We start from the raw sequence: 19,344 nt of genomic DNA on the forward strand, positions 1-19,344 counted from the left end.
AACCGGCGCGCTCACGGCGAGGCGCCGTCCTCCCGGCCACCGGCCAGCGTGTCGAATGGCGCATCCAACGTGAAGAGCAGCCCGCCAGGCAGATAGGCGCTCGCCGTCCCATGGCGAGCCCCCGGGAAGGAGCGCTCGATCAGGCGCGAGCCGAAGCCGCTGCGGGCGGGCGGCGTCACCGGCGGCCCGCCGCTCTCCTGCCAACGCAGCCGGAACTGCCGCACGCCTTCGATCTCGTCGACGCGCCAGCTCAGCCCGACCCGGCCCGTGGCGTTGGAGAGCGCGCCGTATCTCACCGCATTCGTCGTCAGCTCGTGCAGGATCAGCGTCAGCGCGAGTGCTGCCTTCGGGCCAAGCACGACATCGCCACCCTGGAGATCGAAGCGGCTGGCATCGCCATGGATGCCGATGATGCTGCGCACGATGTCGACGATGTTGGCATCCGCCGTCTGTCCCGCGACGAGAAGGTCATGCGCGCGGGCCAGCGCGCCGAGACGGGCGGTGAAGGCCTCGTTAGCGCTCGCCAGCGAGTCGGCGCTGCGCAAGGTCTGGGAGGCGATGGCCTGGATCATCGCCATCGTGTTCTTCACCCGATGCGCGAGTTCCTGCATCAGGAGCCGCTGCTCCGCCTCGTTCTCCCGGCGCTCCGTCACGTCGCGATGCGCGCCGATGAGCCGCTGCGGCCGCCCCTGGGCATCCCGCTCGATCTGCGCGGCAGCCGAAATCCATCGAACCTTGCCGTCGGATGGCCTGATGATCCGGTATTCCGCGTGGTAATCCGTCACATCGCCGGCGACGGCCTCGCGGAAACGGCGCTCGACCCAGTCCCGATCCTCGGGATGGAGACGGGCGACCCAGGCTTCATGCGTTTCCTGCGCCGCATCCGGCGGCAATCCATGAATCTCGAGATATTCCGGCGAACGGCGGTTGCGGAAACCGGAACGCAGATCGACTTCGAGCCCGCCGACACGGCCGATTTTCTGCACCTGGGCAAGCTCGCGCTCGCGCTGCCGCAGCAATTCCTCGGCCCTGACGCTCTCGGTCGTTTCCAAGAGCACCGCGAGCACGCCGACGGTCGCTCCGGTCTCGTCCACGAGCGGGCTGTAGTCGATGCTGAGGCAGACCTCTTCCGGGCTGCCGTTGCGAGAGAGAACGAAGGACAGATCGCGATAGGACAGCGTCTCGCCGGCGAACACTCGCGTCACCACCTCGCGATTGTAGTCGGCGATCTCCGGCCAGCCCTCATAGGCGCTCTTTCCCAGGATATCGGGATGACGCGCTCCAGCGATGGCCGCATAGCCGTCATTGTAGAACATCAGCGCCTGCTCGCCCCAAAGCACGATCATGGGCGCCGGAGAGGGCAGGATCATCTGCAGCGCGTTGCGCAGGACGGCCGGCCAGGTGCCGGACGGGCCGAGACCGCAATCGGCCCCGCTCCAGCCGCGCAGAAGCGCCGCGACTGCGCTTTCACCCACAGGCCAGACCTGCTGATGCATCCTTGCTTCCCCCAGCCCGATCGATCGCACGACAGTGAACGGCAGAGCCCCGCCTCTTGGTAACCGGCCTCGGCCATATTCTGCAAGACACGCAAGTCCTTGCGCCCTCCGCAGCGTTAGCAGGCGGTGTCGTTCCGTCACGATCAAAAGACACTTTGCGACTGATGCCGCAGTAGCTGTGCATCGCGCCAAGCCTGGGCTGTAAAAGCCCTTGGCGTGGCGCGACCCTTCGGCCATCGTCGCGGCGCCCGAACCCTTGAGGCGCGGGAGACCTGACTATCTCCGAGGAACGGATGCCGACCGATATCGAGATCGCACGCGCCGCGACATTGCAGCCGATCGCCAGCATCGCGGAAACCGCCGGCATCCCGATGGAGGCCCTGCACCCCTACGGCCGCTTTATCGCCAAGGTCGAGACGGATGCGGTACCCGGCTTCTCGACCCGGCCCGACGGCAAGCTGATCCTCGTCACCGCGATCAGCCCGACACCCGCCGGCGAGGGCAAGACGACCACCACTGTCGGCCTGGGCGACGGCCTCAAGCGCATCGGCCGCAAGACGATGATCGCTCTGCGTGAGCCCTCGCTTGGCCCCTGCTTCGGCATCAAGGGCGGCGCGGCCGGCGGCGGCTATGCCCAGGTCGTGCCGATGGAGCAGATCAACCTGCACTTTACCGGCGACTTCCACGCCATCACCAGCGCGCACAACCTGCTCGCCGCGCTGCTCGACAACCATGTCTACTGGGGCAACGGACTGGGCCTCGACACCCGTCATATCGCTTGGCGACGCGTGCTCGACATGAACGACCGGGCGCTTCGCTCCGTCGTTTCCTCGCTCGGAGGCGCCGGCAACGGCTTTCCGCGCGAGGACGGCTTCGACATCACCGTCGCCTCCGAGGTCATGGCGATCTTCTGCCTTGCGCGGGACGGCGCGGACCTCGAAGAGCGCCTCGGGCGGATCGTGATCGGCCGCACCCGCGACAAGCGGCTCGTCACCTCGGCAGACCTCAAGGCGACCGGCGCGATGAGCGTGCTGCTCAAGGACGCGCTGATGCCGAACCTCGTCCAGACGCTGGAGGGCACGCCGGCCTTCGTCCATGGCGGGCCGTTCGCCAACATCGCCCATGGCTGCAACTCGGTGATCGCGACGAAGGCCGCGCTGAAGCTCGCGGATTATGTCGTCACCGAAGCCGGTTTCGGGGCCGATCTCGGCGCGGAGAAATTCTTCGACATCAAGTGCCGCAAGGCGGGCTTAAAGCCCGCAGCCGCCGTCGTCGTCGCCACCGTCCGTGCGCTCAAGATGCATGGCGGGCTCGCCAAGGACGCGCTCGGGCGCGAGGATCTGAAGGCGCTTGAGGCCGGGCTTTCCAACCTTGCCCGCCATGTCGGCAACATCCGCAAATTCGGCGTGCCGCCGATCGTCGCGATCAACCACTTCACCAGCGACACCGCAGCCGAGCATGAGTTGATCCGCTCCTTCTGCCGCAACCATCTCGGCGTCGAGGCGGTGATCTGCCGTCACTGGGCCGAAGGCGGCGCCGGCGCCGAGGAACTGGCCCGCAAGGTCGCGGCGATCGCAGATGAGGGCGAGGCCGATTTCGCGCCGCTTTATCCGGATGCCATGCCGCTTCGCCAGAAGCTGGAGACGGTCGCGCGCGAGATCTACGGCGCGGAAGGCGTCAGCATCCCGCCCAAACTCGAAGTGCGGCTGGAAGAACTCGAAGCCGCGGGATTCGGTGACCTGCCGGTCTGCATCGCCAAGACCCAGTATTCGTTCTCGGCCGACCCGACCCTGCGCGGCGCGCCCTCCGGCCACGTCGTACCGCTCCGCGAACTCAGGCTGTCGGCCGGCGCCGGCTTCGTCGTCGCGATCTGCGGGGACATCATGACGATGCCGGGCCTGCCGCGCGAACCGGCGGCCGAGCGCATCCATATCGACGCTCGGGGGCAGATCGAGGGGCTGTTTTAGCTTTCCTCAGCGGTCATTGCGAGCGAAGCGAAGCAATCCAGGGGGGCTCCGCTCGACGTCCCCATGGATTGCTTCGTCGCTGCGCTCCTCGCAATGACGGCGTCGCCTCGCGTCAGGCGAAGTCGAGCTGAACCTTGATCGCCTTTGACTTGTCGGCCGCGAGGTCGAAGGCCTCGACCGCCCGATCCACGGGAACGGTCGCGGTCAGCAAGGGCGACAGATCGATCGAGCCCGAGCCGATCATCGCCACCGCCCAGTCGAATTCCTCGTGGAAACGGAACGACCCGCGCAACTCGAATTCCTTGGCGACGACGACGTTCATCGGCAGCGTGAACTGACCGCCATTGCCGATCTGCACGATGGTGCCGCCCGAGCGCACCACGTCGAAGGCGCCGGTCAGCGCATGCTGATTGCCGGACGCTTCGAACATCACGTCGAAAGCGCCTTTGTCCGCGCCAAACTCTTCCTTCAACCGCTCCGGCTCGGCGGCGACGTTGATCGCCATGCCGGCGCCCATCCGGCGCGCGACCGGCAACGGGCCATCGACGACGTCGGTCACGACGATCTCGGCCGCACCGGCCGCCTTCGCCGCGACGACGGTGAGCGCACCGATCGGCCCGGCCCCCGTGACAAGGACGCGTTTGCCGAGCAGGGAACCGGCGCGCTTCACGGCATGAAGACAGACCGCCAGCGGCTCGGCAAAGGCCGCCTGCGACGAGGTGACGCCAGCCGCGACCTTCACCGCCTGCCGCTCCTCGACCACCAGCACATCGCGAAAACCGCCCTGGACATGCGGAAACCGCATCGCCGAACCATAAAACAGCATCTCGGTGCAGTGCTGCTGCAACCCCATCTGGCAATAGCGGCAATGGCCGCAGGAGCGGCTCGGATTTACCGCCACGCGATCGCCCGGCTTCACCCGCGAAACCTCGTCCCCGATCGCCTCGACCCGGCCCGCGATCTCATGGCCGAGGATCAGCGGCTCGCGCACGCGGATCGTCCCGAAGCCGCCATGCAGGTAGTAATGCAGGTCGGAGCCGCAAATGCCGCCCGCCTCGATGCGTACACGCACGTCGCGGGGCCCCATTTCCGGCGCCGCCGCGGCCTCGACGCGCAAATCTTTCTCGGCATGGATGACGACGGCCCGCATGGCGTTTCTCCCTGGATGCGGGACGACAGGCCCGGCATCGTGATCTCATTGTTTGAAGCTGTTTATCGGCGCCAGCGCCGAAAGCGCAAACCGAAACTGCCGCACAAGCACGGCATTCGTAAGGACGCGCCCTATCTCGCCCGGCGACAAGGGTCGATGGCGGGCTGACCGCGCCGGCGTGATCAGGCGGCAGCCTTCGTCACCGCCTCGACGACGTTGTCGACGGCACGCTCAACGAGATCGCGGTCGTCACCTTCCGCCATGACGCGGATCAGCGGCTCCGTGCCGGAGGGCCGGATCACGAGGCGCCCGCTGCCGCCCAGAAGCTGCTTCGACGCCTCGATCGCGCTCAGCACCGGCTGCTGCTCCAGCGGCTTGCCGGATGTGTAGCGCACGTTCTTCAGGATCTGCGGCAGCGGCTCGAAACAATGGCACACCTCCGAGACCGGCTTGCCCATCCGCTGCACCACGGCCAGCAGTTGCAGCGCCGCCACCAGGCCGTCGCCGGTGGTGCCGAAATCCGACAGGATGATGTGGCCGGACTGCTCGCCGCCGAGATTGTAGCCGTGGGTGCGCATATGTTCGAGCACATAGCGGTCGCCGACCGCCGTGCGGGCCAGCGAAAGCCCCAATCCGGCCAGATAGCGCTCCAGCCCGAGATTGGACATCACGGTCGCGACGATGCCCGGCGCCGAAAGCCGGCCATCTTCCATCCACGAGCGGGCGATCACCGCCATCAGCTGGTCGCCATCGACGATCTGGCCGAGCTCATCGACAATCAGCACGCGGTCGGCGTCGCCGTCGAGCGCGATGCCGATATCGGCGCGCAGCTCGCGAACCTTGCTGACGAGCGTCGCGGGATGGGTCGACCCGACCTCGCGGTTGATGTTGAACCCATCCGGCTCGACGCCGATGGTGATGACCTCGGCGCCCAGCTCCCACAGCGCTTCCGGCGCGACCTTGTATCCCGCGCCATTGGCGCAATCGAGCACGATGCGAAGGCCCTCGAGACTGAGATTGCGCGGCATGGTGCGCTTGGCGAACTCGACATAGCGCGCCAGCGCGCTGTCGATGCGCTTGGCGCGGCCGAGGTTTTCGGAGAGCGCCAGCCGCGGCCCGAGATCGGCGTCGATCAAGGCCTCGATCTCGCGTTCGACCTCGTCGCTGAGCTTATAGCCGTCCGGCCCGAACAGCTTGATGCCGTTATCCTCATAGGCGTTGTGCGAGGCCGAGATCATCACCCCGAGATCGGCACGCATCGAGCGCGTCAGCATCGCGACGGCGGGCGTCGGCATCGGCCCGAGCAGCATCACGTCCATTCCGACCGAGGTAAAACCGCCCACCAGCGCATATTCGATCATATAGCCGGAAAGCCGGGTGTCCTTGCCGATCACGACGCGATGGCGATGATCGCCACGGCTGAAGGCAAGCCCGGTGGCCTGCCCAACCTTCAGCGCGAGATCCGGCGTAATGACTCCGTTGGCCCGCCCGCGAATGCCGTCCGTTCCGAAATATTTGCGTGTCATTCCAATGTTCTTCCAAAGGCACGTGCACGGTTTTACGCCGCATGCCCGGCTTTGCCTGTTCTATAGCCGAAAAACCTTGCGGCCTTCTCACAAATTGTGACGGAGCGTGACCGTGCATCGACCCCAGAGGCTCGAATGACGCCGCCACCGACTGAATTGCGAAGCCAATCGTCGATGGCGAGAAGAGAGATAGCGGGGGGTCTGCCCACCGCACGGATGCCGCTGCAGGCCTGTCGACGTACGCGGCTTAAAACATGAAAGGGCGGCCTCGCGGCCGCCCTTTCATCCAAATCTGCCTCCGGCTCAAGCCTGCGGTTGAGGCTCCAGACCGGCATCGGGCTCATCGCGCTTGCGGCCCTTTCCGGCGCTCGGCACAGCCGAGCCACGCGACGCCGAGGGCGTGTCGTCGATATCGCGGGAGGGGCGCTTGCCGGCGATCAGATCGCGGATTTCTTCGCCCGTGAGCGTCTCGAACTCCAGCAGCGCCTCGGCGACATTCACGAATTCCTCGTGATGCTTGGTCAGGATCGCCGTAGCATCGCGATAGCCCTCGTCGACCAGGCGCTTCACCTCGGCATCGATCTTCTGGGCCGTGGATTCCGACACGCTTTGGCTGCGGCCCATCGACATGCCCAGGAAGACCTCTTCCTGGTTATCGCCATAGGCGACCATGCCGAGTTCATTGGAATAACCCATCTGGGTGACCATGGCCTTGGCCATCTTGGTCGCCTGCTGGATGTCGCCGGTAGCGCCCGAGGTTACGTTCTCGCGTCCGAAGGTCATCTCCTCCGCGACACGGCCGCCCATGGCGACAGCGAGCTGCGAGGTGAACTCCTTGAACTTCATCGAGTAGCGGTCGCCCTCCGGCAGGAACTTGACCATGCCGAGCGCACGGCCGCGCGGAATGATCGTCGCCTTGTGCACCGGGATGCCCGCCGGAACATAAAGCCCGACGATGGCGTGGCCGGCCTCGTGATAGGCCGTCAGCTTCTTTTCTTCTTCCGACATCGCCATGGATTTGCGCTCGGCGCCCATCATGACCTTGTCCTTGGCGTCTTCGAACTCGGCATGGGTGACCATGCGCTTGCCGCGCCGGGCCGCCAGCAGAGCCGCCTCGTTGACGAGGTTCATCAGGTCGGCGCCGGAGAAGCCGGGCGTCCCACGGGCCAGGATGCGAAGGTCGACATCCGGTGCCAGCGGCACCTTGCGGACATGGACCTTGAGAATCTTCTCGCGGCCGGCGACGTCCGGATTCGGCACGACGATCTGGCGGTCGAAGCGACCGGGACGCAGCAATGCGGGATCGAGCACGTCGGGACGGTTCGTCGCGGCGATGATGATGACGCCCTCGTTCGGCTCGAAGCCGTCCATCTCGACGAGAAGCTGGTTCAGCGTCTGCTCGCGCTCGTCATTGCCGCCGCCGAGGCCGGCGCCGCGATGACGGCCGACTGCGTCGATTTCGTCGATGAAGATGATGCAGGGCGAGTTCTTCTTGGCCTGCTCGAACATGTCGCGCACGCGGCTTGCGCCGACGCCGACGAACATCTCGACGAAGTCCGAGCCCGAGATGGTGAAGAACGGCACATTGGCTTCGCCGGCGACGGCGCGCGCCGTCAGCGTCTTGCCCGTGCCGGGAGGCCCGACGAGGAGCACGCCGCGCGGAATACGACCGCCCAACCGCTGGAACTTCTGCGGATCGCGCAGGAACTCGACGATCTCGGTCAAGTCCTCCTTGGCCTCGTCGATGCCGGCGACATCCTCGAACGTCACGCGACCATGCGCCTCGGTCAGCAGCTTCGCCTTTGATTTGCCGAAGCCCATCGCCCGGCCGGCGCCGCTCTGCATCTGGCGGGACATGAAGATCCACAAGCCGATGAAGATGACGAAGGGCAGCGAATTGACCAGCAGCGCCATGAACCAGGGCGTGCCTTCCGACGGAGCCTTGGCCGACACCTGAACGCCCTTCTGTGCCAGAGTCCGCAGCAGTGTCGGGTCGCCATAAGGCGCGTAGGTCACGAAGTTGCGGCCGTCCGAGAACGTGCCGGTGATCTCCTGCCCCGCCACGACCACGCTCGAGATGCGGCCGGATTCGGACTCGTTGATCAGCTGGCTATACGGGATCTCATTGGTGTTCGCACGCTGACTCGGGCTCTGGAACAACGTGACCAGCGCGAGCACCAGCAGGAAAATCACCACCCAGAGGGCGAAATTGCGGAAGTTCGGATTCATCACCAGTCCGATCGGGCCTGCCGGGACCTACCGGAAGAAGCCTGGATTTCGTTGGAACCAATTTAGGTGTCGCACAGGCCCTTGCCAAGAGAAACGCCGGGGAAAGCATCGACACGACATCATTATGATGTCGCAGGGTGAACGCCGCGCCTGCGCAGTCCCTCGGGCCGGATCGTCAACAAGCCCCGGATATCGAGCGAAATCGTACAGCCGGATAATGTCCGCCGCATGGCGAGCCCAGTGCGCAATGCGGCGAAAACCGCCTCCGCGCAGGCTTCGAGACGCTCCAGCCGCGCATAGTTCCCGGCCGGTTCCGTTGTCGCCGCCACCGCCTGAGCCAGCACCCGCAGCAGAATTTCATCCGGCTCGCTGCCGATGAGACGCAGGTCCAGCCGCGTCACGCCCGCGACCGGCGAAGGCAACAGCGCTTTTTCGAAAGCGCCGTCTGCGAGAGCCGACAGGGCATCCTCCTGCCTCGCCAGGCGCTGCGCCAGCACTCCGAACCTCGCGGCATCGAGCCCGTGATCGGAGAGCAACGGGGCAAGGCTTCTCAAGCGCACCCGCTCGAAGCGCGCATCGGCGTTACTGGGGTCCTGGCTGTAAGACAGGCCGCGCGCCTCGGCGGTGGCGACCAGCCTGGCCTTGGCGATCCCGAGCAGCGGCCTGACGATGTCCACATCCGCGCGCCGGCTGCGAAAGCGCATGCCGGCGAGCCCTGCGGGGCCGGACCCATGCGCAAGCCGCATCAGAAGCGTCTCTGCCTGGTCGTCGAGCGTGTGGGCCGTGACGATCGCAGCGCCCCCGACACGTCGGGCCTCGACCGACAGAAGGTCGTATCGCGCCCGCCGGGCCGCGTCCTGCAATCCGCTGGCCGGCTTGGCGCCGCCCCATCGCAGGATATTGTGACCGACCCCGAGCCGCCCGCACAAGGCCGCTACGGACTCCGCCTCTGCAACCGAACCCGATCTCAACCCATGCTCGACGGTCGCCGCATCAAGCGCCGGACGGCCTGCAGTCTTGGCCCATTCCGATAGCAGGGCCAGCATCGCCACCGAGTCAGGGCCGCCCGACACGGCGACGAGCAGCCTCGGCTCCCCAGCCAAAGGCGCAAAAAGCGCCTCGGCCTCGCGGGCGCCGATGGCGGCCGCGCTGTGCCTTTCCGCTTCTGGAACCGCGCTCAAGCGCAGCCGGAGCGGCGGCGCTCGCGCACCACGGCGCTGCGGACCGAGGTCGAGGCCTGCGGGTAGTCGACGCCGACCTTGGCGTAGGTCGCGCAGGCCTGCTCCTTGGCGCCGAGCCCGTTAAGCGCCATGCCCAGACGCAGCAGGCTGTCGGGCGCCTTGGTCGCGCGCGGCGATTCCTTCGAGATCTTCAGGAACTGCTCGGCCGCCTCCCGGTAGCGCTGGCGCTGCATGTAGCTTTCGCCCAGCCAGTAAGTGGCGTCGATGGCGAGCCGGTCACGCGGATAAGCCTGCAGGAACTGACGAAAACCCATCTCGGCCTGCTCGTATTCGCGGCGCTGCAACAAGGCATAGGCCACGTCATAAGCGTCCTTCGCGGTGGCCGGACCGCTGGCCGCAGCCGCGCTCTGGCCACGCGGCGGCGTGGTGGTACCGTTCTGCACCGGGCGGCCGACGCCCTGGAGATCGAGAGGCTGGCCTGTGGCCGGGCCGTTCTCATCCTCGATGATGCTGGCGATGCCGCCGCCGAGCGGCTGAGGCGCGCCCGCCGCGCCCTGCTGCGTGGTCGGATCGAAGGCGTCGCCCCGGCGCTGTCGCTGCGGCGCTCCCCCTGGGGCCCCGCCGGCCGGAGGCCCGGACGGGGCGGTGCCGCCCGCTGGCGCCCGGCTCCCGCCGCCGCCTTTTTCGTTGAGGCGGAAGTCGACATCCTGCTGGAACCGGCCGAGCTGGTCGGAGAGCCGCTTGTTTTCGAATGTCAGCTGCTCGATCTGCCCCGACAGCTGGCGAAGCTGGTTTTCCAGCCTGGCCACGCGGACGAGCAGGTCTGCGGCATCCTGCGCAAAGGCTGGCAGACTGCCGCAAAGCAGGCCGGCCGCAAGCGCGAGCGCCGGCAAGGCCGGCCGGGCGAGGAAGCGGGCGAGACGGAGGCGGGACATGGAAAACATGGTCTCCTGAGTAAAGTCGCGTCGAGTATAACAGCCTGCGCACCACGGCCAAAATATGGACCGATTCCCGTCCTGCGCGAACAATTCCTGGCCTGCCGCGAAAATGGCCTCTGGCGCTTTGCCGGCGTCTTGCCTACATTAACGAGGCGGGGCTGCCTGGTGCGTGTAAGACAGCATTCCCCGGGCCCATACGACTCCCTAGGGAGCTGTCCCTGTCCGGATCCTTGGAACCGGACACACGGCGCCCACCTACTCTGTAGGTGTCCCGGGATTCAAAACTTCACGGCCGAGGTGGCTCCGCAGCCTTCATGCAAGACCAAGATACGAAAGCGCCAGCCCCGCTACGGTCCCAGGCGTCGTTGCGCAAGGCGGCCCTCCGCGACGAGGCGCTGGCGCGACGCGACGCACTTGAGATCGACGATCGTCTCGAATGGGATCCGCTCATCGCCGAATGCGCATTGGCTTTGCCAATCTGGCACCAGGGCGGCCCGGTATCGGCTTATTGGCCGATGCGGTCGGAGGCTGATCCCCGTCCGATCCTCGAAGAGCTCGGCCGTCGCAATCTCCTGCTTTGCCTGCCCGCCATCGTCGCAGGCCGGATGATCTTCCGCGAATGGGCACCCTATGGGCCGATCGTTCCGGGCGGCTTCGGCACCCTCGTGCCACCGCCGCAGCAGCCGGAGTGTCAGCCGCGCATCCTGCTCGTACCGCTGGCGGCCTTCGACCGCCGCGGCTACCGCATCGGCTACGGCAAGGGCTATTACGATCGCGCCCTCGGCGAGCTCGGCGGAACCATCAGCATCGGCATCGCCTATGCCGCCCAGGAGATCGAGGCCGTGCCGGAGGAACCGCACGACAGGCGCCTCGACTGGATCGTGACCGAGCGCGAGACGATCCGCTGCGGTTGATTCCGTCGGTCTTTCAGGTCACGGAGGAGGCAAGGCAGCCCTCGGACCCGTTTCATGCGTCTTCTCTTCCTCGGTGACATCGTCGGCCGCCCCGGTCGCCTCGCGGTTCAGGAGCGACTGCCGGCTCTGCGCGAAGCGTGGAAGCTCGATTGCGTCGTCATCAACGGCGAAAACTCCGCCGGCGGCTTTGGCATCACCGAAGCGATCTGTGAAGAGATCCTGGCGGCGGGCGCCGATGTCGTAACGCTCGGCAACCATTCCTGGGACCAGCGCGAGGCGCTGGTCTTCATCGCCCGGCAGGACCGGATGATCCGCCCCGCCAACTACCCGCCCGGCACGCCGGGCCGTGGTGCCACCGTGATCGAGGCCCGCAACGGCGCCCGCGTGCTCGTTGTCAACGTGATGGGCCGGCTTTTCATGGACCCTCTCGACGATCCCTTCGCGGCGGTGGAACGCGAGCTTGCCGCCTGCCCGCTCGGCGACGTGGCCGATGCCGTGGTGGTCGACGTCCACGCCGAAGCGACGAGCGAGAAACAGGCAATGGCCTGCTTCCTCGACGGCCGCGCCAGCCTCGTCGTCGGCACGCATACGCATGTGCCGACCTCCGACACCCGCATCCTGCCGGGCGGAACCGCTTATCAATCCGATGCCGGCATGTGCGGCGACTACGATTCCGTGCTCGGTATGCAGAAGGACGAACCGGTTCGGCGCTTCCTGCAGAAGGTGCCGGGCGCCCGGCTCGAACCCGCGACAGGCCAGGGCACCCTGTCTGGCATCGCCGTCGAGATCGACGACGGCACGGGGCTCGCGACGTCGGTGTGGCCGGTGCGGATCGGCCCTCATCTCGGCGAGGCACTGCCCGGCTGGCAGATCTGACCCAACACCTCCGCAGTCCGGCCGAAGCCTCAGGCGACGCGCGACTGCCGGATGAGGGATTCGAACGCTTCGCTCATGCTTGATGCCTGACGCGAGAGTGTCGCCGCGACGCCGAGCACATCGGTCACCGCATTGCCGGCCTCAAGCGCGCGCCCGCTCAATTGTCCGATCACCTCAGCATTCGCGCGGGTGCTGACGGCGGCCCTGTCGGCACTGCGCGCGATCTGCAATGTGGCATCGCGCTGGATGTCGATGCTGCCGGCGACGGCGCTCGCGATCTCGTTCACCTGGCTGACGAAGCCGACGATGTGCTCGATCGCAGAGACGGCCTCGCGCGTCGCCTCCTGCATGGCCGGAACCTGCAGCGCGATCTGCCCCGTGGCCTGCGCGGTCCGCGCGGAGAGTTGCTTGACCTCCGTCGCGACGACCGCGAAACCACGGCCGGCATCGCCGGCCCGAGCCGCCTCGATCGTCGCGTTCAGCGCGAGCAGATTGGTCTGCTCCGCGATCAGGCGGATCATTTCGACCATCGAGCCGATCGTCCGGGCCGAGCCCGACAGGCTCTGGACGATCGCGTCGGTCTTCTGCGCGGCGGCGTTCGCTTCATGGGCCAGCATCGAGGCGCGGACCACCTCGGCGGCGACATGGTCAAGCGACACCGACAATTCGTTGGCGGCCGAGGCGACGTTGCTGACGCTGCCGGAGGCATCGTCAGTGGTCCGCACGGCGGTCAGAGCCTGGGCGCTCGTCTCGCCGGCGACCGCCTGCATCGTCGTGGCCAGGCTCTCGACCTTCACGGCCCCGAGCCCAACCGCGCTGACCACGCCGCGAACCGTGCCCTCAAAAGCCTCGATCTGCGTCAGCGTGGCGCGCCGGCTGTCCTGCTGCACGACCGCATAGGTTTCCAGAATGAGTTCGAGGTCGAGCTGCACGGCCTTGGCGAGCGCGGCGCGCGTCGCGATGCCGGCATCGAGCCGCGTCCGGCGCCAACGCCCGCTCAGGCTGGTCAGCCGATGTCGCGCCAGCCCCATCTCGACGATCAGCGCATGGGAAACGATGGAATGGCAGATCACGACCGCATAGATCGGGACGCCGTTTTCGTGGAACGTGGTCGCCAGGCTGCGGGCGGACTCGACAAATCCCTCGCCCAGCTCGCCCGATGCGAGCCTGATCCAGTGAGCAAGCCGGCGCTCGTGCACGGCCGGCTGCTGCAAAGCGAGCGCGATCTCGGGCCAGGGTGAGAACTGCTCATGCAGTTGCGGCAGCAGACTGGGCAGTCGCTCGCGGGCGAAGCGGGCCTGGGCCGCCAGCAATGCCAGATCCTCCTCGGAGATCTGGAAGGCGCGAAAGCGGTGCTCCTGCCCTGCGATCGATGTGATGGTCAAATTGCGATCCGGAAGGGAGGACTGCGCCAGGCGGCTCACCCCGAAACTGCGTGGATTATGTGAAAAATCGGCTAATGGCGCATCGCTACGGGCGCTTGCCTGGGGGCAAACCGAGCGCCTATAACGCCGCTTCGCCAGATCGGCCTCGACGATCCCGATCTGAAACGACACTTCGCATGCGAAAAGGCAACGGGTTCCATGGCCGGCCATTCACAGTTCAAGAACATCATGCACCGCAAGGGCAAGCAGGACGCCGTGCGCTCCAAGCTGTTCTCGAAACTGGGCCGCGAAATCACCGTCGCCGCCAAGATGGGCATGCCCGACATCAACATGAACCCGCGCCTGCGCATGGCGGTGCTCGCCGCGCGCGCCGAGAACATGCCCAAGGACAATATCCAGCGCGCCATCACCAAGGCCGCCGGCGGCGAAGGCGATAATTACGACGAGGTCCGTTACGAGGGTTACGGCCCCGGTGGCGCCGCCGTCATCGTCGAGGCGCTGACCGACAACCGAAATCGAACCGCCTCCGCCGTGCGCTCCTACTTCACCAAATCGGGCGGGGCGCTGGGCGAAAGCAACTCCGTCTCCTTCATGTTCAATCGCGTCGGCGAGATCGCCTATCCGCTCGAGGCCGGCAGCGCCGACACCGTCATGGAAGCCGCCATCGAGGCCGGCGCCGACGACGTCATCAGCGATGAGAACGGCCACACCATCCTGTGCGCCTTCGACAGCCTGAACGAGGTCTCGAAGGCACTTGAAGCCGCGCTCGGAGAAGCTTCTTCCGCCAAGCCGGTCTGGCGGCCGACGACGAGCGCGCCTCTGGACGAGGAGAAGGCGGCATCGATGATGCGCCTGATGGAAGCGCTCGACAATGACGACGACGTCCAGAACGTCTTCGCCAATTTCGAAATCTCCGACGAGATCATGGCCAAGCTCGACTGAACGCCACCGAATACAAGAGCGTCATTCTCGGGCAAATCACAGCTTTGCCCGGGAATCTCCGGAAGGGAGGCGCAACAACCTTCTCCGCATCAACGCCCGAGCCAGTGGTCCCACAGCGGCAGGCTCGTCAGCGCGCTCAGGAAGATCACCGCATAGGCGCCGCGCCGGAACGTCGCTTCCGAGGCGAGCCGGAAGCCATGCGTGCCGGCCCACAGCCCGGCGCCATAGATGGCAAATAGCGGCAGGGCCATCGCCAGCCCCTGCCAGGTCAGGATGCCGTTCCACAGCAGCACGGCGCCCGTGATCAGCGTCGTCGTGCCGAAATAGGTCTGCAGGTTGGCCCGCGTCTTGTGCCGGTCGTTTCGTTGGGCGCCGAGCCAGAAGACGGCCAGCGGCATTCCACCGATCGAGGCCATGCCGTTGAACAGCCCCGAGAAAGCGCCGACCACGAGCGAGAGCGCCCGGCCGGGCGCTCCATGATAGCGCCAGCCCGACGCCATCAGCCCGACCGCCATCAACACCAGCCCGGCGAGCAGCCAGCGCATCGTCTGCCGATCGAGCCAGGTCAGAAGCCAGACGCCGACCGGCAGCGCCAGTGTCGCGGTCAGCATCAGCGGCAGGATCTCGCTCCACTCGGCCTGCCGCGAGGCGCGCGCCGCGATCGGCAGGGCGAAGGGTAGGTCGATGAACCAGATCAGGCCGAGCGCCGCGACGGGTCCGAGCACGACCGAGGCCAAGGGCATGAACACCATCGCAAAGCCAAAACCGGTGAAACCGCGCACGATGCCGCCCAGCAGCGTCGCGCCGAGCAGCACGGCCAGGCCGTCTCCGGTCAGGCCGGGAAAGAACAGCTTGGGAATGTCGATCATGAACGTGCTTCGGAACGAGGGGTCATGGCGGCGCAGCATGGTCTGGCCAAACGGACAAGGGAAATCGCGTTTTATGATCGGCCCGATGAGAGCAATTCATTCATCGCTCGAATGGCAAGCATGGGACGAATCCGAAACATCCGTTAGTTTGGGCGCGACATGGCACCCCCGATTCGCATTCTCGGCATTGATCCCGGCCTTCGAAAAACCGGCTGGGGGGTCATCATCTCAGAGGGCAGCAAGCTCTCCTTCGTCGCCTGCGGCTGCATCGAAAGCGACGGGACCGCGCCGCTGAGCGAGCGCCTGCGACAGCTTCACGACGGCCTGCAGAAGGTCATCGTCACCCAGAAGCCGCACGAGGCGGCGGTGGAGGAGACCTTCATCAACCGCGACCCGCAATCGGCGCTGAAGCTAGGCCAGGCGCGGGGCATCGCGCTGGTCGTGCCGGCGCTGGCGGGGCTCGATGTCGCCGAATACGCCGCCAATCTCGTCAAGAAGACGGTCGTCGGCGTCGGCCATGCCGACAAGAAGCAGGTCCAGGCCATGATCCGCGTGTTGCTGCCCCGGGCCGAGACCTCGTCGGCCGATGCCGCCGATGCGCTCGCCGTCGCGATATGCCATGCCCAGCATCGCGGCATGAGGGCGCTCGTCGCACAGATGCGCGCGACAGGGTGACGGAACGATGATCGGCAAGCTCAAGGGCGTGATCGACTCCTATGGCGAGGATCACGTCATCATCGATGTGCAGGGCGTCGGCTATGTCGTGCAATGTTCGTCGCGCACGCTCCAGCGTTTGCCGAAGCCCGGTGAAGCCGCGGTGCTCTCGATCGAGACCCATGTCCGTGAGGATGCGATCCGCCTCTACGGCTTCATGTCCGACAATGAGCGCGACTGGTTTCGCCTGATGCAGGCGGTGCAGGGCGTCGGCGCCAAGGTCGCGCTCGCGATCCTGTCGACGCTCGATCCCGGCGCGCTCGCCACCGCCATCGCCACCAACGACAAGGCGGCCATCGCGCGCGCCCCGGGTGTCGGCCCCAAACTGGCGCAGCGCATCTGCGCCGAGCTCAAGGATAAGGCGCCGGCCTTCGGCCATGTCGACCCCAGCCTCGCACAGCTCTCAGGCGCGCTGGAAGCAAGGGCGCTGCCGCAGCCGGTCGCCGACGCCATCTCGGCGCTGGCCAATCTCGGTTATCCGCAGGCGCAGGCGATGGCGGCCGTCGCGGCAGCCTCCCGAGCGGCCGGCGACGAAGCCGGCACGGCCCAGCTCATCAAGCTCGGCCTGAAGGAGCTCGCCAAATGAGCCCGCAGCGGAGCGGCAGGAACGCCGTCATGGCCGAACTCGATCCAGACCAGCTCGATCTGCGCGTCGTCGCCGATAAGAGCGAGCTACTGCGCATCATGATGGCGAGCTGGGGCTCGCACAGCATGATGATCGACCTGCACGTCTACGATGTCGCCGAGATCGACGCGCTCGGCCTCTACGCCCCGGACGGGAGCACCGCCGCTCTCGCGAGCTGGACCCTGCGCGGCGAGCACGCCTACCTTTGCGCGCTGCATTCGCTGAAACCCGGCGAAGGCGCCGCCATCCGCATGGTCGACGAGGTGATGTCCGCCGCGCGCAAGGCCGGCGCCCGCAGGCTCAAGGCCATGGTGACCAACGACAACATGCCGGGCCTGGTCTTCTATCAGCGTCGCGGCTTCCGGCTCTCCGGGCTTTATCTCGACGCGATCGACGCCTATCGCTCCATCGTCCCCACGATCATCGCGACCGGCTACAAGGACATTCCGATCCACGACGCGCTGGAACTGGAGATCGCGCTGTGAGCGATCCGAAACGCGCCGGGCTGATGACGGGCGAACGCCGCGAGGACGACAGCGAGACCTCGCTGCGCCCGCTTTCGCTGGCCGATTTCACCGGTCAGGCTGCGGCACGCGCCAATCTCCAGGTATTCATCAACGCCGCCAAGAGCAGGGGCGATGCGCTCGATCACGTTCTTTTCGTCGGCCCTCCAGGGCTGGGCAAGACGACGCTGGCGCAGATCGTCTCACGCGAGCTCGGTGTCAACTTCCGCTCGACCTCCGGCCCGGTGATCGCCAAGGCCGGCGATCTCGCGGCCCAGCTCACCAATCTCGAAGAGCGCGACGTGCTCTTCATCGACGAAATCCATCGTCTGAGTCCGGCCGTCGAGGAAATCCTCTATCCGGCGATGGAGGACTACCAGCTCGACCTGATCATCGGCGAAGGCCCCGCCGCCCGCTCGGTCAAGATCGACCTGCCGAAATTCACCCTCGTCGGCGCCACCACCCGCGCCGGCCTGCTGACGACACCGCTACGCGACCGTTTCGGCATTCCGATCCGCCTGCAATTCTATACGGTGCCGGAGCTGCAAAGCATCGTCGCGCGTGGCGCCCGCGTGCTCGGCGTACCGATGTCCGATGACGGCGCCAACGAGATCGCCAAACGCTCGCGTGGGACGCCGCGCATCGCCGGACGCCTGCTCAGGCGCGTGCGCGACTTCGCCATCGTCGACGGCGACCCGATCGTCACCCGAAAGGTCGCCGACAAGGCGCTGTCCTTGCTCGATGTCGACGCCATCGGCCTCGACCAGATGGACCGGCGCTACCTCACCACGGTCGCGATCAATTTCGGCGGCGGCCCAGTCGGCATCGAGACCATCGCCGCCTCGCTCTCCGAGCCTCGGGACGCGATCGAGGAGATCATCGAGCCCTTCCTGCTCCAGCAAGGCTTCATCCAGCGCACCCCGCGCGGGCGCCTCCTCACCCCCCACGCCTTCCGCCACCTCGGCATGCCCGAGCCGTCCAGGGAGACGGGGCAGTTCGGTTTGTTTGGGGATGATGATGAGTGAAGATAATTCGAACTTTGCGGTCGTACCGGCGAGCGCGGATGAGGAAGAGCTCGGACCGCACAGCCGCAACTCCACACTTCGGGAAAATATTGCGGAACACCTCTTCACCGGAGAATTGCTGCGGCGCTTATGGCAGCGAGGAATTTACGACGCGGAAATTCTCCACTCAGAGTTTGACGCGGGCGGCTATGATCTCGTCCTAAGCCGTGGAAAGCTTGTCCGGCATATCCAGCTCAAGACGGCTATAGCCAGTGGTAAAGCTGCGCGGGTTAACATCAGTCTGCGGCTTGCTGAAAAGCCAAGCGGTTGTGTTGTCTGGATGATGCTCGACGAGGATCTAACGATTAAATCCTATCGGTGGTTTGGAGCCGCAATGCCAGGTGATCCGCTGCCCGACATCCAGAACCTCAAACTCGCGAAACACACAAAAGGCGATGCATCTGGAAAAAAAACGGAAAGGCCAAATCTAAGGGTCGTGGAACGACGGCGTTTCACCGAAATCGACACGCTCGACGAGCTTTTGCGCCTCCTTCTTGGCGATCTGATGCAGAGCCACGAAGTGACCTAATCCTCCTTTTTTTGCGCAAAACATGTCGAACACCCACACCCTCCCCGTCCGCGTCTATTACGAGGACACGGACTTCTCCGGCGTCGTCTATCACGCCTCCTATCTGCGTTTCATGGAGCGCGGCCGCACCGAGCTGCTCCGCGCGCTCGGTATCGAGCAGCGCGAATTGTTCGATGGCGAGACGGCGCTGGGTTTCGCCGTCCGCAAGATGACGATCGAGTTTTTGCGGCCGGCCGTGATGGACGATCTGCTGACGGTCGAGACCCGGTCCGTCGAGGCCCGTGGCGCGACCATGGATCTCGAACAGCGTGTGCTGCGCGGTGACGAGGTTCTGATCACGGCGCAGGTGAAGGTCGCCTGCGTTGGCGGCGGCCGTGCACGCCGCATTCCCGATGGCTTGCGCCTGCGGCTGATGCTCGAAGACTGAGGCCGATGG

At 66.1% G+C, this 19,344-nt stretch carries 18 protein-coding genes and 1 other RNA gene; 11 read left to right on the forward strand and 8 right to left on the reverse strand.

Annotated features, from left to right (window positions below; genetic code table 11):
- Positions 1–11: 11 nt before the first annotated feature.
- The gene (locus AC1DR6_RS14845) at positions 12–1,496 is read right to left on the reverse strand and encodes a sensor histidine kinase (RefSeq protein ID WP_476830019.1); all 1,485 of its coding nucleotides are present in this window, start codon (positions 1,494–1,496) and stop codon (positions 12–14) included.
- A gap of 293 nt (positions 1,497–1,789) precedes the next feature.
- Between AC1DR6_RS14845 and AC1DR6_RS14850 the strand changes: the two genes are divergently transcribed.
- On the forward strand, positions 1,790–3,463 hold the full coding sequence (locus tag AC1DR6_RS14850; RefSeq protein ID WP_476830020.1) for a formate--tetrahydrofolate ligase: 1,674 nt from the start codon (positions 1,790–1,792) through the stop codon (positions 3,461–3,463).
- Between the two features lie 112 nt (positions 3,464–3,575).
- On the opposite strand, the gene AC1DR6_RS14855 is transcribed toward AC1DR6_RS14850, so the two are convergent.
- From AC1DR6_RS14855 to ybgF, 5 genes are all read right to left on the reverse strand, one after another.
- Positions 3,576–4,613 (reverse strand): L-idonate 5-dehydrogenase, encoded by a 1,038-nt coding sequence (locus tag AC1DR6_RS14855; RefSeq protein WP_476830021.1) that lies wholly within the window; start codon positions 4,611–4,613, stop codon positions 3,576–3,578.
- Positions 4,614–4,795: 182 nt separating this feature from the next.
- Positions 4,796–6,139 (reverse strand): phosphoglucosamine mutase, encoded by a 1,344-nt coding sequence (glmM, locus tag AC1DR6_RS14860; protein WP_476830022.1) that lies wholly within the window; start codon positions 6,137–6,139, stop codon positions 4,796–4,798.
- A 303-nt stretch (positions 6,140–6,442) separates the two neighbouring features.
- On the reverse strand, positions 6,443–8,368 hold the full coding sequence (gene ftsH / locus AC1DR6_RS14865) for an ATP-dependent zinc metalloprotease FtsH (RefSeq protein WP_476830219.1): 1,926 nt from the start codon (positions 8,366–8,368) through the stop codon (positions 6,443–6,445).
- Between the two features lie 122 nt (positions 8,369–8,490).
- On the reverse strand, positions 8,491–9,549 hold the full coding sequence (tilS, locus tag AC1DR6_RS14870; RefSeq protein ID WP_476830023.1) for a tRNA lysidine(34) synthetase TilS: 1,059 nt from the start codon (positions 9,547–9,549) through the stop codon (positions 8,491–8,493).
- A complete protein-coding gene (gene ybgF / locus AC1DR6_RS14875) occupies positions 9,546–10,484 on the reverse strand; it encodes a tol-pal system protein YbgF (RefSeq protein WP_476830024.1) in 939 nt (312 codons plus the stop codon). The genes tilS and ybgF overlap by 4 nt, the downstream gene beginning before the upstream one ends.
- A 155-nt stretch (positions 10,485–10,639) precedes the next feature.
- On the opposite strand from ybgF, the gene ssrS reads away from it, so the two are divergent.
- The 3 genes from ssrS to AC1DR6_RS14890 all read left to right on the forward strand — a co-directional run bounded on the left by ssrS (position 10,640) and on the right by AC1DR6_RS14890 (position 12,277).
- Positions 10,640–10,795, forward strand: a non-coding RNA gene (gene ssrS / locus AC1DR6_RS14880) — 6S RNA.
- A gap of 6 nt (positions 10,796–10,801) precedes the next feature.
- On the forward strand, positions 10,802–11,401 hold the full coding sequence (locus tag AC1DR6_RS14885) for a 5-formyltetrahydrofolate cyclo-ligase (protein ID WP_476830025.1): 600 nt from the start codon (positions 10,802–10,804) through the stop codon (positions 11,399–11,401).
- 54 nt (positions 11,402–11,455) lie between these two features.
- Positions 11,456–12,277, forward strand: a complete 822-nt coding sequence (locus AC1DR6_RS14890; protein ID WP_476830026.1) for a TIGR00282 family metallophosphoesterase — start codon at positions 11,456–11,458, stop codon at positions 12,275–12,277.
- 29 nt (positions 12,278–12,306) lie between these two features.
- Here AC1DR6_RS14890 and AC1DR6_RS14895 read toward each other — a convergent pair whose 3' ends face one another.
- Positions 12,307–13,662, reverse strand: coding sequence for a methyl-accepting chemotaxis protein (locus tag AC1DR6_RS14895; protein WP_476830027.1), 1,356 nt, complete (start codon positions 13,660–13,662; stop codon positions 12,307–12,309).
- Between the two features lie 198 nt (positions 13,663–13,860).
- Here AC1DR6_RS14895 and AC1DR6_RS14900 point away from each other — a divergent pair, with 198 nt between their 5' ends.
- The gene (locus AC1DR6_RS14900; RefSeq protein ID WP_476830028.1) at positions 13,861–14,604 is read left to right on the forward strand and encodes a YebC/PmpR family DNA-binding transcriptional regulator; all 744 of its coding nucleotides are present in this window, start codon (positions 13,861–13,863) and stop codon (positions 14,602–14,604) included.
- Positions 14,605–14,693: 89 nt separating this feature from the next.
- Here the strand turns inward: AC1DR6_RS14900 and AC1DR6_RS14905 are convergent, their stop codons facing one another.
- A complete protein-coding gene (locus tag AC1DR6_RS14905) occupies positions 14,694–15,473 on the reverse strand; it encodes a sulfite exporter TauE/SafE family protein (protein WP_476830029.1) in 780 nt (259 codons plus the stop codon).
- A gap of 159 nt (positions 15,474–15,632) precedes the next feature.
- Here AC1DR6_RS14905 and ruvC point away from each other — a divergent pair, with 159 nt between their 5' ends.
- Genes ruvC through ybgC form a run of 6 tightly spaced genes read left to right on the forward strand, consistent with a single transcriptional unit; the run spans position 15,633 to position 19,335 of the window.
- On the forward strand, positions 15,633–16,148 hold the full coding sequence (gene ruvC / locus AC1DR6_RS14910; protein WP_476830030.1) for a crossover junction endodeoxyribonuclease RuvC: 516 nt from the start codon (positions 15,633–15,635) through the stop codon (positions 16,146–16,148).
- A gap of 7 nt (positions 16,149–16,155) precedes the next feature.
- A complete protein-coding gene (gene ruvA, locus AC1DR6_RS14915) occupies positions 16,156–16,773 on the forward strand; it encodes a Holliday junction branch migration protein RuvA (protein ID WP_476830031.1) in 618 nt (205 codons plus the stop codon).
- Positions 16,770–17,297: a GNAT family N-acetyltransferase gene (locus tag AC1DR6_RS14920; RefSeq protein WP_476830032.1), complete on the forward strand. Its 528-nt coding sequence runs from the start codon at positions 16,770–16,772 to the stop codon at positions 17,295–17,297. Before ruvA ends, AC1DR6_RS14920 begins: the two co-directional genes overlap by 4 nt.
- A gap of 23 nt (positions 17,298–17,320) precedes the next feature.
- Positions 17,321–18,340 carry a Holliday junction branch migration DNA helicase RuvB gene (gene ruvB / locus AC1DR6_RS14925; RefSeq protein WP_476830220.1) on the forward strand — a complete coding sequence of 340 codons (1,020 nt, stop codon included), beginning with the start codon at positions 17,321–17,323 and terminating at the stop codon, positions 18,338–18,340.
- Positions 18,333–18,908: a hypothetical protein gene (locus AC1DR6_RS14930; RefSeq protein ID WP_476830033.1), complete on the forward strand. Its 576-nt coding sequence runs from the start codon at positions 18,333–18,335 to the stop codon at positions 18,906–18,908. Before ruvB ends, AC1DR6_RS14930 begins: the two co-directional genes overlap by 8 nt.
- A 22-nt stretch (positions 18,909–18,930) precedes the next feature.
- A complete protein-coding gene (gene ybgC / locus AC1DR6_RS14935) occupies positions 18,931–19,335 on the forward strand; it encodes a tol-pal system-associated acyl-CoA thioesterase (protein WP_476830034.1) in 405 nt (134 codons plus the stop codon).
- The last annotated feature ends 9 nt before the right edge of the window (positions 19,336–19,344 follow it).

This window comes from Allobosea sp. P5_A5 (genome assembly GCF_056400625.1).

Coding starts and splice junctions, on each gene's coding strand:
- AC1DR6_RS14885 (WP_476830025.1), top strand. CDS start 10,802: ATGCAAGACCAAGATACGAAAGCGCCAGCCCCGCTACGGTCCCAGGCG.
- AC1DR6_RS14920 (WP_476830032.1), top strand. CDS start 16,770: ATGAGCCCGCAGCGGAGCGGCAGGAACGCCGTCATGGCCGAACTCGAT.
- AC1DR6_RS14900 (WP_476830028.1), top strand. CDS start 13,861: ATGGCCGGCCATTCACAGTTCAAGAACATCATGCACCGCAAGGGCAAG.
- glmM (WP_476830022.1), bottom strand. CDS start 6,139: ATGACACGCAAATATTTCGGAACGGACGGCATTCGCGGGCGGGCCAAC.
- AC1DR6_RS14850 (WP_476830020.1), top strand. CDS start 1,790: ATGCCGACCGATATCGAGATCGCACGCGCCGCGACATTGCAGCCGATC.
- AC1DR6_RS14845 (WP_476830019.1), bottom strand. CDS start 1,496: ATGCATCAGCAGGTCTGGCCTGTGGGTGAAAGCGCAGTCGCGGCGCTT.
- AC1DR6_RS14890 (WP_476830026.1), top strand. CDS start 11,456: ATGCGTCTTCTCTTCCTCGGTGACATCGTCGGCCGCCCCGGTCGCCTC.
- ybgF (WP_476830024.1), bottom strand. CDS start 10,484: ATGTCCCGCCTCCGTCTCGCCCGCTTCCTCGCCCGGCCGGCCTTGCCG.
- ybgC (WP_476830034.1), top strand. CDS start 18,931: ATGTCGAACACCCACACCCTCCCCGTCCGCGTCTATTACGAGGACACG.
- AC1DR6_RS14905 (WP_476830029.1), bottom strand. CDS start 15,473: ATGATCGACATTCCCAAGCTGTTCTTTCCCGGCCTGACCGGAGACGGC.
- ruvA (WP_476830031.1), top strand. CDS start 16,156: ATGATCGGCAAGCTCAAGGGCGTGATCGACTCCTATGGCGAGGATCAC.
- AC1DR6_RS14930 (WP_476830033.1), top strand. CDS start 18,333: ATGAGTGAAGATAATTCGAACTTTGCGGTCGTACCGGCGAGCGCGGAT.
- ruvB (WP_476830220.1), top strand. CDS start 17,321: ATGACGGGCGAACGCCGCGAGGACGACAGCGAGACCTCGCTGCGCCCG.
- ftsH (WP_476830219.1), bottom strand. CDS start 8,368: ATGAATCCGAACTTCCGCAATTTCGCCCTCTGGGTGGTGATTTTCCTG.
- ruvC (WP_476830030.1), top strand. CDS start 15,633: ATGGCACCCCCGATTCGCATTCTCGGCATTGATCCCGGCCTTCGAAAA.
- AC1DR6_RS14855 (WP_476830021.1), bottom strand. CDS start 4,613: ATGCGGGCCGTCGTCATCCATGCCGAGAAAGATTTGCGCGTCGAGGCC.